The 13128-nt window shown below is 41.3% G+C and carries 15 protein-coding genes; 10 read left to right on the forward strand and 5 right to left on the reverse strand.

Features of this window, described 5'->3' with window-relative positions:
- Window positions 1-39 precede the first annotated feature (39 nt).
- The gene (locus AC5JMF_RS23050) at window positions 40-510 is read right to left on the reverse strand and encodes a hypothetical protein (protein ID WP_495798032.1); all 471 of its coding nucleotides are present in this window, start codon (window positions 508-510) and stop codon (window positions 40-42) included.
- Window positions 511-865: 355 nt separating this feature from the next.
- On the opposite strand from AC5JMF_RS23050, the gene AC5JMF_RS23055 reads away from it, so the two are divergent.
- The 3 genes from AC5JMF_RS23055 to AC5JMF_RS23065 all read left to right on the forward strand — a co-directional run bounded on the left by AC5JMF_RS23055 (window position 866) and on the right by AC5JMF_RS23065 (window position 3637).
- Window positions 866-1750 (forward strand): methylated-DNA--[protein]-cysteine S-methyltransferase, encoded by an 885-nt coding sequence (locus AC5JMF_RS23055; protein WP_495798033.1) that lies wholly within the window; start codon window positions 866-868, stop codon window positions 1748-1750.
- Window positions 1750-2631 carry a DMT family transporter gene (locus tag AC5JMF_RS23060; protein ID WP_495798034.1) on the forward strand — a complete coding sequence of 294 codons (882 nt, stop codon included), beginning with the start codon at window positions 1750-1752 and terminating at the stop codon, window positions 2629-2631. The genes AC5JMF_RS23055 and AC5JMF_RS23060 overlap by 1 nt, the downstream gene beginning before the upstream one ends.
- Window positions 2632-3250: 619 nt before the next feature.
- Complete coding sequence (locus AC5JMF_RS23065) at window positions 3251-3637, forward strand: DUF4280 domain-containing protein (RefSeq protein ID WP_495798035.1); 387 nt, start codon at window positions 3251-3253, stop codon at window positions 3635-3637.
- Between the two features lie 43 nt (window positions 3638-3680).
- Here the strand turns inward: AC5JMF_RS23065 and AC5JMF_RS23070 are convergent, their stop codons facing one another.
- Entirely contained in the window at window positions 3681-4535 is an 855-nt protein-coding gene (locus AC5JMF_RS23070) for an acyl-CoA desaturase (RefSeq protein WP_495798036.1), read from the reverse strand.
- Between the two features lie 169 nt (window positions 4536-4704).
- Between AC5JMF_RS23070 and AC5JMF_RS23075 the strand changes: the two genes are divergently transcribed.
- The 3 genes from AC5JMF_RS23075 (at window position 4705) to AC5JMF_RS23085 (ending at window position 7650) form a co-directional block, all read left to right on the forward strand.
- Window positions 4705-5928, forward strand: a complete 1224-nt coding sequence (locus AC5JMF_RS23075) for a TetR/AcrR family transcriptional regulator (RefSeq protein WP_495798037.1) — start codon at window positions 4705-4707, stop codon at window positions 5926-5928.
- Between the two features lie 9 nt (window positions 5929-5937).
- On the forward strand, window positions 5938-6726 hold the full coding sequence (locus AC5JMF_RS23080) for a Uma2 family endonuclease (RefSeq protein WP_495798038.1): 789 nt from the start codon (window positions 5938-5940) through the stop codon (window positions 6724-6726).
- A 66-nt stretch (window positions 6727-6792) separates the two neighbouring features.
- Window positions 6793-7650, forward strand: coding sequence for an HIT family protein (locus AC5JMF_RS23085; protein WP_495798039.1), 858 nt, complete (start codon window positions 6793-6795; stop codon window positions 7648-7650).
- A 128-nt stretch (window positions 7651-7778) separates the two neighbouring features.
- Here AC5JMF_RS23085 and AC5JMF_RS23090 read toward each other — a convergent pair whose 3' ends face one another.
- Together AC5JMF_RS23090 and AC5JMF_RS23095 are read right to left on the reverse strand one after the other, a co-directional pair.
- Window positions 7779-8477, reverse strand: coding sequence for a Uma2 family endonuclease (locus AC5JMF_RS23090; protein ID WP_495798040.1), 699 nt, complete (start codon window positions 8475-8477; stop codon window positions 7779-7781).
- Between the two features lie 88 nt (window positions 8478-8565).
- The gene (locus tag AC5JMF_RS23095; protein WP_495798041.1) at window positions 8566-9117 is read right to left on the reverse strand and encodes a GNAT family N-acetyltransferase; all 552 of its coding nucleotides are present in this window, start codon (window positions 9115-9117) and stop codon (window positions 8566-8568) included.
- 162 nt (window positions 9118-9279) lie between these two features.
- On the opposite strand from AC5JMF_RS23095, the gene AC5JMF_RS23100 reads away from it, so the two are divergent.
- The 3 genes from AC5JMF_RS23100 to AC5JMF_RS23110 are packed head-to-tail and all read left to right on the forward strand — an operon-like array spanning window position 9280 to window position 11294.
- Window positions 9280-10248, forward strand: coding sequence for a sodium-dependent bicarbonate transport family permease (locus AC5JMF_RS23100; protein WP_495798042.1), 969 nt, complete (start codon window positions 9280-9282; stop codon window positions 10246-10248).
- Window positions 10249-10252: 4 nt separating this feature from the next.
- Window positions 10253-10564, forward strand: coding sequence for a P-II family nitrogen regulator (locus AC5JMF_RS23105; protein ID WP_495798043.1), 312 nt, complete (start codon window positions 10253-10255; stop codon window positions 10562-10564).
- Between the two features lie 7 nt (window positions 10565-10571).
- Window positions 10572-11294: a carbonic anhydrase gene (locus tag AC5JMF_RS23110; protein WP_495798044.1), complete on the forward strand. Its 723-nt coding sequence runs from the start codon at window positions 10572-10574 to the stop codon at window positions 11292-11294.
- 78 nt (window positions 11295-11372) lie between these two features.
- Here the strand turns inward: AC5JMF_RS23110 and AC5JMF_RS23115 are convergent, their stop codons facing one another.
- Window positions 11373-11984, reverse strand: coding sequence for a hypothetical protein (locus tag AC5JMF_RS23115; protein WP_495798045.1), 612 nt, complete (start codon window positions 11982-11984; stop codon window positions 11373-11375).
- A gap of 287 nt (window positions 11985-12271) precedes the next feature.
- On the opposite strand from AC5JMF_RS23115, the gene AC5JMF_RS23120 reads away from it, so the two are divergent.
- Complete coding sequence (locus AC5JMF_RS23120; RefSeq protein WP_495798046.1) at window positions 12272-12919, forward strand: hypothetical protein; 648 nt, start codon at window positions 12272-12274, stop codon at window positions 12917-12919.
- The last annotated feature ends 209 nt before the right edge of the window (window positions 12920-13128 follow it).

A 13128-nucleotide genomic window follows, 5' to 3' on the forward strand; every position in this document is an offset into this window, starting at 1 on the left:
TTCGCTTAGAGCGACACAGGAGCGTCGCGTCATTACGAATTACGAATTATTTAATTGCTCCTTCCACTCTTCCAAGGAGATGTATTTGTTCTCCAAAATATCTAGGACTTCAATCACACCACTGGGATTCAATACGCGAAACCAATAAATCGTTGTATTGTGGTCTGGTTCATCTTCATAAACTCGTACTTTGTAGTAAGGTTCGCTAGGGGTGGGAGAACTATCAACAATTGCAGCCACCTTGATAGTTCCCCTAGAAAGTCGTTGAATTTCTCTGGCTTTGCGTTGCACTTGTGGCAGTTTCCAGACTAAATTGAGAGCTTTTTTATCACCAATTTCTCTGGGAGTTTGAGCAACTTTCACAGCATGAGGTTTGTCTAATCTAGCAGACAGTTGTGACGATTTTATACCCATCTGCAAATAGTTTCTGGGACTCTGAGCAATAGCTATCAAGCCTGCTATGCTGATGAGCAAAGAAACCATAATGGGAGCAAGTATCAATCTTTTCATGACGCTAGTTTTAAAAAGTTATAGTTAAACGAAGAGGTCTTTTTTGTAGCGTTGATATTGTGTGGTGAAAGTAGAGTATAGCAGAAAAATTGTGATTCAAACTTTTATATTTTAAATCAGAGTATTTAACCAAAAATTAGCGATCGCTATTTTAAGATGATGTTTTAAAAGTAATTTTAGTAACCTGTATTATGTATGCGAGTTCTCCCTCGGTGACTGAGCGAAGTCGAAAATCGGTGACTGAGCGAAGTCGAAGTGCTGCCCCTTTGCTGTTTTTGACCGCAAGAAACGGGTGGTTTTGAGTCTGGGCGATCGTTACAGTAAATGCATACAAACCAGATTTACCATTATCAGTATGAACTCTCCGACAAACCCAACTTCCCATAACAGTGAAGATTATGAGCGAATTGCCCAAGCAATTTTGTTTATGCGACAAAATTACTTGAGTCAGCCTGACCTAGCAACCATAGCTGAACATGTACATCTGAGTGAATATCACTTTCAACGATTGTTTACAAAGTGGGCAGGTATTAGCCCAAAGCGTTTTCTACAATACCTGACTGTTGAATACGCAAAATCAAAGATTACCCAAACCAAAAGCCTTTTAGATTTAAGTATAGATGTTGGTCTATCTAGTCCGGGACGTTTACATGATCTGTTTGTGAAGGTAGAGGCGATGTCTCCTGGTGAATTTAAAACACAAGGAGTGGGTTTAGAAATTCGCTATGGAATTCATGACACTCCTTTTGGTAAATCTCTCATCGCCACAACCCCTCGTGGGATCTGTAACCTGTATTTTCTGGATGTGATAGATGAACAAAATGCTGAAAAAGTTCTTCATCTCCAATGGCAGAAGGCAAAAATTATTCGTGATCAACAAGCAACTCAAAACATTAGTCACCAAATTTCTCATCCCAACGCCCTTAGTAATAATCAATCTATAACGCTGTTGGTTAAGGGTACTAATTTTCAAGTTCAAGTTTGGCGTGCGCTTCTTAAAGTACCATTTGGAAGTATGACTACATATCAAAATGTAGCCAACATTATTGGTCGTCCCACAGCTGTGAGAGCAGTCGGTAACGCTGTGGGTAAAAATCCAGTTGCATATTTCATTCCATGTCATCGTGTAATTCGAGAATCTGGAGAGTTGGGTGGCTATCGTTGGGGAAGAGAGCGCAAAACGGTGATTCTCGACTGGGAAGCTAGTAACCTGATGCGTGATGTGGAGACAGCTGTTTGATGAAGATTTTAAATGTTGCAGAACTGTTATTACTAGCTGCGCTGTGGGGCGGTTCTTTTTTATTTCTGAGGATGGCATCACCTGTGCTAGGCCCGGTTTGGCTAGCTGAAATCCGTGTTCTCCTTGCAAGTTTGGTACTTCTGCCTTTGCTAGTTCGATTGGATCTTTTGGGTGAGATGCGTCGTCATTGGCTATCTTTGTGCGTTCTTGGTTGCATTAACTCAGCAATTCCATTTTTTTTGCTGGCGGTTGCATCTTTGTCTTTACCTGCTGGGTTTACCTCAATTTTGAACGCAACTACACCTTTATTTGGTGGTGTTGTTGCTTTTGTTTGGTTGCAAGAAAATCTCACCATTAGCCGAATAATCGGGTTTGCATTGGGATTTGCTGGAGTTTTGGTTTTAGTGGGATGGAAAACCTTTGCAGCAACACCAGCTTTTATCATGGCAGTGGGTGCTGGATTGCTGGCAGCATTGATGTATGCGATCGCCGCCCCTTATACTAAGCAACAACTAGCGGGAGTTCCTTCTTTGGTTGTAACCACAGGCTCTTTGTTTAGTGCAGCGATTTTTCTTTTACCAGCGATACCTTTTACAGTACCAAGTACTACGCCAACACCAAAAATTATTTTAGCTATAATCGCGCTGGCTCTGCTTTCAACCGCATTAGCCTATATTATCTACTTTCGCTTGATCGCCAAAGTTGGCTCAACCAGAGCTTTAACAGTTGCTTATTTAGTGCCGATGTTTGCTATGCTTTGGGGTGCAATAGTTTTGGGAGAACCAATAACTTTGTCAATGGTATTGGGTTGTGGATTAATTTTACTGGGTACAGCGATCGCTAATGATTTATTCACAAACCTGCTGCGGAACAATAGATAAGCAAAATAACACCAAAGCACGTTTTTGATAATTTTGTTAAAATTGCTGGGTAAGTATTAAGCTATTACGCTTTGAAGATGATGGCGTTGATGTGGGCGATCGCTCTGATTTGTTGCAGATACTAATTATAGTTAATGGTGTAGCATAAAAGCATAATCTAACTTAACTAGTTCCGTGGGTTTAAGTCCCCCGGTTCTATAATCGGCAAGTTTTGTATTGGGGTCTTACAAAGTTGAGGCAGTGTGATCTTGGGGAGCCACTGCGCCCTTCGGGTTTCCCGGCAGCCGCGCAAGTGGCGTGGTTTCCCCCATGAACAACTGCCGTCAGATCGGAGGTTTCCTCCGATCTGACTTTGCACTAAATCCCCGTTACAAAACTTAATTACGTTAGCGCAGCGGTAGCGAGTCCGCGATAGCGTTAGCGAAGCGGTAGCGAGGTACGAGCGTCAGCGTTAGCGACACAGGAGCGTCGCGTCATTACGAATTACGAATTATTTAATAGACGCAAGCTAAAAATCTGTGATACTGCCTAAGCTCTGTAGATTTTTGCAACACAACCTGATAAATGCTACGCTACAGTGTTTAGAAAATCGTATATTAATTTGTGGAGGTAATAAACTATGGCTCTGCAAGTATGTTCTGGCGCAACGCTCAAGTGTAGTTTTGGTGTGGCACCAAGTTTGCTAACAGTTCTGCCAATCAACCGAGTAAACACTCGCACGCCAGATGCTAATATTTTAGATAACAAACCAATGGTTAATATCAAGCCTTTTGGCATGTGTTCGTCTCTAGCAAATCCATCAGTTGCGTCTGCTACCGCAGCAGCATCTGGCGTATTGACTCCTATGCCTTGTGTACCTGTAATCCCCGCCCCATGGACACCTGGCTCGATTACCGTTCTGATTGCCAGAAGCCCAGCGCTGAATAATACATCTAAATTAATGTGTACGTGGGCAGGTGTAATTACGATTATCAATCCTGGTCAAACAACTGTATTCATACCCTGAAAAAGAGGAAGTTGTCTACTTGAAGACAACTTCCTCTTTCAATCTATCGTTGAGTTGCATTTTGCGGAGGTAACACTACTTTTTTTGCTAAACCCAGCGTTTTTAATACTTTAATACTCCACCAAGTAGCGTCAATTTCCCACCAATGAAAACCAGACTTGGCTACATGGGGATAGGTATGATGGTTGTTGTGCCACCCTTCCCCATAAGTCACTAAAGATACCCACCACAAATTACGTGCCCCATCATTAGCTTCATAGGTGCGGTAGCCCCAAAGGTGTGATGCAGAATTCACAAACCAAGTCGAATGCCACAGTAAGACTGACTTCACAAATATGCCATAGATGACAAAAGACCACCCCCCTAAGACATATAGCAGCAGTCCCAGAGGAATTTGTAACAACAAGAAGTAACGATCTAACCAGCGATAGAAAGGTTGTCGTGCCAGATCAGGCGCATATTTTTGATAGATTTCATAATCAAAAAACTCAGGACGTGGGTAGAAAATCCACATCATATGACTCCACCAAAATCCCCGCTCAGCTGAGTAAGGATCTAGTTCAATGTCCTCGGTGTGGGCGTGATGCTGGCGATGCCCACCAACCCAAAAAATTGGCCCTCCTTGGAGAGCTAACGCTCCAATAACCGCGATCGCATATTCCAACCATTTAGGTACTTGAAAACTCCGATGGCTCAGCAGTCGGTGGTATCCCAAACAAATACCGATACTCCCACACAACCAGTGGAGAAACACCGCTAAACCTAATGCTGACCAGGAGAAAAACCAAGGAGCCAGTAGGGCTAGAGCATGAAATGTAGCAAAAAATACCACATTTATCCATCTGAGTCGTGGTGAATTTCCTCGCTCAGAAGCGATCGCCAAATACTTTGCGGTCATAAAAAATTTTTGTTGATGGATAATGAAGCGATTTGCTGTTTGTAGGGTGCAACTCCACTAAGAATTGACCACCTCTGTGCTGTAATTCGCTACAGTAGAGCAAGTATCACTTACATTCGATATGTTAGCAATTCTTGAATTTTTATGCAAGTAGCACTTGCATTTTTGTATGACATCTTCATCGCTTTCGACTCGTCAACGCCTGATTCAAGCAGCATTAGAGTTATTTACTGCTCAGGGAGTCAGTGCCACTACAACCCGTCAAATAGCCGAAAAAGCAGAAGTTAATGAGGTGACGCTGTTTCGGAATTTTGGCAATAAGCATGGACTGCTTCTGGCTGTGTTGGAAGAATCAGCAGCATTCAAAAATCTGGGTGAATCTCTTGTACTGCGGGCAACTCCTTCTGGGGATATTTATCAAGCTCTGAAAGATTATGCAAGCGACAGCTTGCTTGCATTGGAACGAGTGCCAGAGTTTGTCAGGTCTGTGGTAGGTGAAGCCGACCAATTTCCGGCAGAAAATCGCCGTGCGTTAGGAAGAGGATTAACAGAGGCAAATCGTTACGTAGCACAATATTTAGGCAGTATCATCCAGCAGGGACAGTTAAATACCTATCTACCGGCAGAAAAATTAGCCAGCTTGCTCAATGGAATGCTTTTGGGTTATGCCGTAATTGAGTTTACGAGTGAATTTCATGAACTTTGGGAAGATCGGGATGATTTTCTAGAGAATTTGGTAGAGTTGTTTTTACACGGGGCGATGTCACCTGTGGCAGAATCAACAACAGACAGCTTAATCAATGGTGTTGTGGTTGTAGCTGACTTGCCAGCTAGTTTAGTTCACGAAATTTTCCGACAAGCTAAGAACTTGGGAGTACAAGATTTTGCTTTAGCATACGTATTATTTGGTGCAGGACTATCTCCTACAGAAATGGTCAACTTGCAGCGATCGCACCAAGTCTACGATCATCAAGGGCACTTTTTGCAAATCACTACTCCAGGATATGTTCGCCAAGTATCTGTCAATCAATGGATTATGGGTAAGCGCTATGGCTCCTATACCAACAATCCTTTAATCAAATGGCTAAAAAATCGTAAAGATAGTTACCCAGCGATGTTTTTGGATGAAACAGGCAAACCCATATCCGAATTGCAACTTGCAGAACATTGGCAAGCATGGACACAAGGAATGTTAACCCCGCAAGGACAAAAACCGATAATCGCTCAAGCACAACATACTTGGCGAGTAGAAATGTTAATGCGAGGGATGACTTTAGAAAATTTAAGTATTTTAACTGGTTGCGATCGCGCCCAATTACAGCCTTATGCTAAAAGAGCCAAAGAAAAAGCAGCGCTAGAACAAGCCACTCGTTTAGATCAAAAATCCACATAGAGTAGTTTTATGGTTCTAAAAGTAGATCCCATCCAAAAAGAACCAACTGTTAGTTGGGAAGCACTTCCCGCCGATTTCATTTTACCTGACGACCCAGTGGAAAATATTCAGCAACCACCTCTGGCTGCGGCACTTACCGATGCTTTGGGAGCCGCAGAACGCATCCAACCCCAAATGCTCATTGGCTCTAATTTTGGATTAGTAGCGACAGTTAACAAAAAAATAGTTGTCAAAGCACCTGATTGGTTTTACGTGCCTCAAGTGCAGGCTGTAGGAGTTAATGTCATTCGGCGTAGTTACACGCCAAATTTAGAAGGCACTCCTGTTGCTACTGTGATGGAATTTCTGTCAGATACTGAGGGTGGAGAGCTATCAATTCGTTCAACTCCACCTTATGGTAAGCTCTATTTTTACGAACGGATTCTCCAAATTCCAACTTACGTCACCTACGACCCCTACGAACCAAGTATAGAAGTCCGGTGCTGGCAAAATGGAAAATATGTTTTACAACCAGCAGATGCAAATGGGCGTTTCTGGATTCCTGAATTAGAGTTATTTTTGGGAATTTGGCCAGGTGAAAGACTATGTCAAACCATGAATTGGCTGCGGTGGTGGGATCAAGAGGGGAATTTGCTGTTGTGGAGCAATGAACAAGCAGAACAAGAACGTCAACGTGCCGAACAAGAACGTCAACGTGCCGAACAAGAACGCCAACGTGCCGAACAAGAACGCCAACGTGCTGATACACTGGCAGCTAAGTTACGTGAATTAGGTGTTGACCCTGATGCGATCGCATAAAGGGGAATAATAATTAGTCCCCCATCTCCCTAATTTCTATTGGGGAGATATCAGCACTAAAGTTTCATGAAACAGCAAAAAAATCAATTCAGTCATCTCACAGCAATTGAAAGAACTCACCTGTCATTTCCTGCACAGTTTTTATTAAATCAAAATCGACTGCAAGGCAAAATATTAGATTTTGGTTGTGGTTTTGGTCATGATGTGAAAGTATTACACCACAAAGGTTGTGATATTACAGGCTATGACCCCTATTATTTTCCTCAATATCCTCATGAAAAATTTGATACAATCATTTGCTCTTATGTTTTAAATGTTTTATTTCCTGAAGAACAAGCTCATGTAATTATGGAAGTATCACACTTATTAAAACCAGGAGGCAAAGCTTATTTTGCTGTTAGAAGAGATATTAAAAGAGAAGGATTTAGAGAACATTATATACACAAAAAGCCTACATATCAATGTGTTGTTAAACTGCCTTTTTCTTCAATTCACCTAGATGAACATCGAGAATTTTATGAATATACCCATTATAATCACCAGCGCAATTCACCTAATAAATGTATATTCTGTAATCCTCATAGACATTTAAAATTATTAACTGAATCAGCAACTGCCTATGCTATATTCGATGGTTATCCTTTAAGTAAAGGACATGTTTTAGTGATTCCCAAACGCCATGTTAGTAATTATTTCGATTTACCATTTAAAGAACAATCTGCGTGTTGGTTGATGGCGAATAAAATCCAACAAATTCTCAAAACTGAATTTGCACCTGATGGCTTTAATGTAGGAATGAATATTAATAGAGAAGCTGGTCAAAATATTATGCATACTAGTGTTCATATCATCCCTCGTTACAAAAATGATACTGTGGGCAATAGAGGTGGAATTAGGAATGTCATAAGTAGTCGTGCAAAATAAATTATCTATTTAGGTAAAGGAACAGGGAACAGGGAAGAAATACAGCGATTTCAGGTACGACTCAAAATTAGGAAACAAAATCAACATGTAGAGATGCATCAAAAGTGTATCTCTATCAAGAATTAGTATTAACTCAAATTATCTGGATTTACCCCTAGCGCTTTTAATTGTTCTGCTAGCTGTTGAGCGCGTTGTTCTGCAAGTTGAGCGCGTTGTTCTACTTCCTTAATTTGTTCTGCTGGTGTGGGATACCGTTGTCCTTGTTGGTTATACCAATACATCCATTCTCGTGTTACTCCGCAATAGTTGCCTCTTTCACAACCAATTCCTAAGCCAATTTCTGGTAGCCAAACAGGATTTCCGTCTTGTAATTGATACTTACCATTAATTAATTTATGCACTTCTAAACGAGGTTTGCGGCGACGACGAGAAGAATAAATTACATAATAGAGTACACCCATTGCTGCATAATCATCCAGTTTGGTGCTGTATTCTTTACGATAATTTTGGGAAACTACTTCTAGTGTCAAAATAGGTACAACATTTTCATCCCATAGTACATAGCTGGGGCGAAGTTCTTCATCATAAAACCGCTCTACTCCTAAGCTCAAAAACCCATCTGGAACAATCGCCGGATGATCGGGGTGATAATAAATACCCATATCTACCCCGAAGAACCAATCCATGCGTTCTGCCCACAATATTAGTAATATTGCTTTTAGTAAGCCTGGTATCAATTCTTGTAGCTCGTTATCCACAGGTGTCTCATCAGAATCTGGTAATTCTTCGGCAGAAGGTAAGTACCTCGGCAAGTTGTACTCTAACATGGTTGGTTTCCCCAAAACTCAAAAGACACTTGGCTTAAGTCGGTAAATTTAGATCACAAGTATAGCGATTTGCAGATTAAATATTTAACTAATCAAAATCTAGTTTCATTTTAAAAGATACGCCACCAACTCTGTTAATCGTCTCGCTACCGTCAACGACTTTCCAGCCTAATTTTTTATATAAATGCAAGGCTGGATTTGAGCTTCTAATACTCAGTGAAACCGATGGATAAGTTGCCTTAGCGGTTGTCAATAAATGATGTAGTAATTGTGTTCCTATACCTTGATTTCTATATTTTGGCAGAACTGCGATCGCTAGTTCAGGAGTTAGATCATTAATATAACCATATCCTCGATTTTCGCTTGTTAGTAAACGCAGCCATGCGGCCCCCACTGGTTGATTGCTGCTGATTAAGCTAGCAATAAAGCCCAGATCATCTGGTTGATGTCCCCAATTTTGAACGTATTTTGCCAAATCAGGATGATACATCGCATCCTGCACTGTCAATTGGCCTTCTTCTGCCATGTGAGCTGCTTCATAAAGCATTTGCCAAAGAAAAGGCTCGTCTGCTTGCACGAGAGGTCTGAGATTATAGTTCAAATTGCTGTTTAACTGTAACTTGTTCTCAAAACTACACACTTAGATAACCTCATAAAAACTTATGCAAAAAATTAGTCTCAATCTATGTCACCCAATTGACATGGGGTAGCGATACACGATACATCATGATTCAACCGCTAAATTTTTTAAGATGAAAAATTTCCGTAATCGTCAATCTCAAAAGTATCAGGAGGAGTGGAGATGGATGTCAGCTTGATTATATCCAACATCCTGAATCCACCCATCCTGTTTTTCTTTCTGGGTATGATTGCTGTTTTGGTCAAGTCAGATCTAGAAATTCCTGCACCAGTGCCCAAACTCTTTTCGCTGTATCTGTTGTTTGCGATTGGTTTTAAAGGGGGAGTAGAACTGGTCAAAAGTGGAGTGACTCAGGAAGTTGTGCTGACGCTCCTAGCAGCGATGCTCATGGCTTGTTTCGTACCAATTTACACCTTTTTCATTTTAAGACTGAAACTGGATACTTATGATGCTGCGGCGATCGCAGCAACCTACGGCTCTATCAGTGCGGTTACTTTCATCACCGCTAGTGCTTTTCTTAGTCAGCTTGGCATTAGTTTTGATGGTTATATGGTGGCAGCCCTAGCCCTGATGGAATCTCCTGCCATCATTGTTGGCCTGATCTTGGTAAATCTATTTACCGACGATGGCAAACGGGACTTTTCTTGGCCGGAGGTTTTGCAAGAAGCATTTCTTAACAGTTCAGTCTTTCTCTTGGTTGGTAGTCTTTTAATAGGTGTATTAACAGGAGAACACGGTTGGCAGGTCTTAGAACCCTTCACTCAAGGTTTGTTTTATGGTGTTCTGACGTTCTTTCTGCTGGATATGGGACTAGTTGCCGCCAGAAGAATTAAAGACTTGCAAAAAACCGGATTTTTCCTCATTTCATTTGCCATACTAATTCCAATACTCAATGCGGGCCTTGGATTGTTGATTGCCAAGTTGATTGGTATGCCTCAAGGAGATTCACTGTTGTTTGCTGTGTTGTCTGCCAGCGCTTCCTACATAGCTGTCCCAGCTGCTATGCGGTTAACTGTTCCAGAAGCAAATCCTAGTCTGTACGTTTCTACAGCTCTTGCAGTGACGTTTCCATTCAATATTATTGTGGGAATTCCGTTGTATCTGTACGGAATTAACCTGTTTTGGAGGTAATTTTATGCACTTAGTCAAAAAGATAGAAATTATCGCCAACTCGTTTGAGCTAGGCAAAATTTTAGATAGTTTAGACAAGTCAGGTGTACATGGTCACATTGTCATTCGCAATGTGGCTGGCAGAGGATTACAAGGCATGGCAGAAGATTTAGACATGACATGGCTTGATAATGCCTACGTCATCGCGTTCTGTATGCCAGAACAACTCAAGCCTGCTGTCGAAAACCTCAGACCATTGCTCAACAAGTTTGGCGGTACTTGTTATATCTCCGATGTGATGGAGATACGTTCTGTAAAATGCATAGCGTCGTTGTAAGAGGATCATGAATTTAAACAAGCATTTCATGGAACGTCGTGATTTCTTGAAATTAGGAATCACGGGAGCATTCGGGATGGTGGTGTCTGCTAGCGATTTAGTTTGGCGGGTTGAACAAGCTCAAGCTGAGGAAATACAATCAAAAACTCCACAATCTCTCAGTCCCGATGCCGCATTGCAAAAGCTGATACAGGGAAATCAACGCTTTGTTGAGCATAAACCCCAATACCCAGATCAATCTGCGGTTCGGTTGCAAGAAGTTGCTCAAGCTCAACATCCATTCGCAACGATTTTAAGTTGTGCAGATTCTAGAGTGCCCGCAGAAATTGTTTTTGATCAAGGCATCGGTGATATCTTTGATGTACGGGTTGCTGGGAACGTGGCTATCCCAGGAGCGGTTGGTAGTGTTGAGTATGCAGTCATTTTGTTAAATACGCCATTATTGATGGTGCTGGGACATGAGCGATGCGGAGCTGTAACTGCAACTGTACTCAAAGAATCACTGTTTGGTGATCTTGGTAGTTTTGTCAAGGCAATTAAACCAGCTGTGAAAAGGGTTAAAAATCAGTCTGGTGATGCAGTTGAGAATGCTGTAGTTGCCAATGTGCAATATCAAATTGAGCAATTAAAGCGATCGCAACTCTTAACTAAGCAAATACAGTCTGGTAAATTGAAAATTGTTGGGGGTCGTTACGATTTAGATACAGGTAAGGTTACGATCATTACCTAGAGTGCTGAGTAGAGACGCGGTTAATCGCGTCTGTACAACTGCTGAGTGCTGAGTAAGAAAAAGAGTACTCAGCATTCTTCATTGATTTAAGATACTAATTAAAATATTAAATAGTTCTAGTAGTTCTTCTGGTACTCTATATAGTTTTAGGTCTTCAGTAATTTTTTTGGCTTGACGATTATATCTAGCAAATCGCCAATCTTCACCAGTTGTTACTACTCCGTAAAGAATCGGTTTATCCAAATTTACCCATTGAGCAAGTGCAATCAATTCAACTGCTAACTGTGTAAATCCTCTACTTAAATCCGCTTGTTTAGCTTCAATGACTAATAGTCCTTCACCTTTATTAATATAGTAATCCAAGCTGCCTTTTAGCTGGTCGCTAATATTGATAGCGTACTCAATATTTAATTGAGTTTGTGTAACTTCACACACTTCTAGTAGTATGGGCGCAATAATTGCCTGTTTGCGTGCATCTTCACTCAGCAGCTTAACTCTTCTGAGGTTGCGTTCAATCACTCGTTGTAATTCTTGTATTTGAGCGGGGTATTCTGTTGTTGGTAACTGTAACCGTTCACGCTCGTAGTCATAGCCAAGTTCAGCAAGAATATCCTCTGGAGAAAACGGGAGTTCAAAATATTTGCTGAAAGTATAGCTTTGATTAGGCTGGATAATCCGAGGACGATTCATAAAGAGTGGGGAGGGGTTTGAATGTGTTGCCAGATTTTAGAGAACTGGTATAAAGAGCTTGTTCTACAAGAATTTAAGAAATGTATGTATAAAAATTTACTTTGTATGCTCCAAATTTGGGTATGTTTAAGGTTTCTTCTTTTCAAGATAGTAGTACAATTGTTCTAGTGAAAAAACTTTTAGCCTTGGTTATCACTCTTGAGATAGTAAAACTCTGCTGCTTGAGAGTGCGTAGAAGTTCTGCTTCTTGTCGCTAGACATCGCCTTTTACAAAGGGTCAATACTTTATGATGACATCAATGCAAGGTGCAATTGTAGCCCAGTTTGAGCAATATGTTGAAGAAAAAGCTGATGCAACTAAGAGCATTAGTGCAGGAAATTTTTCTTTCCAAACACTTGCAGATGCAACTAAAACGATTTTGCATCATGCTTTTTGGTTGGCTGAGCAAAAACAGCAGCTTTCAACGAAAGAGTATAAAAAATTACTGTATAATCAAGGTTGGAAAGGCGAGGAAAAGAAATATCTCAAAATTGCAGCAGCATTTGGGAAGTTTTCACCCCAAGACTTGGCACAGCTTGAGCCTAGAACTATCTATCAACTAGCCGAAAATGACAAGAAGTATCAGCAAGTAATAGATACACTGCTTGATTTAAGTGTAATCACTCAAGAAGCTGTACGTTCCCTAACTAAAAAATACCGTACTGCTAGACAATCAAAACCCGAAAAACCCAGTATTTGGCGACGACTCAAAAATGGTGGTAGATACTGTCAAATTCCGCCAATTCATGAAGCTTCCGAACAGACGGGGACTACCTTACAACGAATGATGGATGAAGAAGGATTGAGCGCTCAGCATATCGTAGCCGAGGCTGTTGCTTTACGACAGGCATATAAAGAGGGGTTATTGGTGCTGACTCAACCCATTGCCGGGTGATAAGCTAATCTGCCTTTAACTTGCATAATCCTTTGCCTCAGAAAGACGCGGAGAGAAGTTGCGTGCGGGGGTTCCCCCCGTTGAGCAAACTTCGGAGGACGCGCTTAAGGGGAGACGCGGGGATGCAATTTGAATGACTATTAGCTTATCATGCCCGTTTAAAGACTTATGATTGGGCTGACGCGGAGATAGGGAGACGCGGTGAGACA

This window comes from Desmonostoc vinosum, assembly GCF_059505385.1.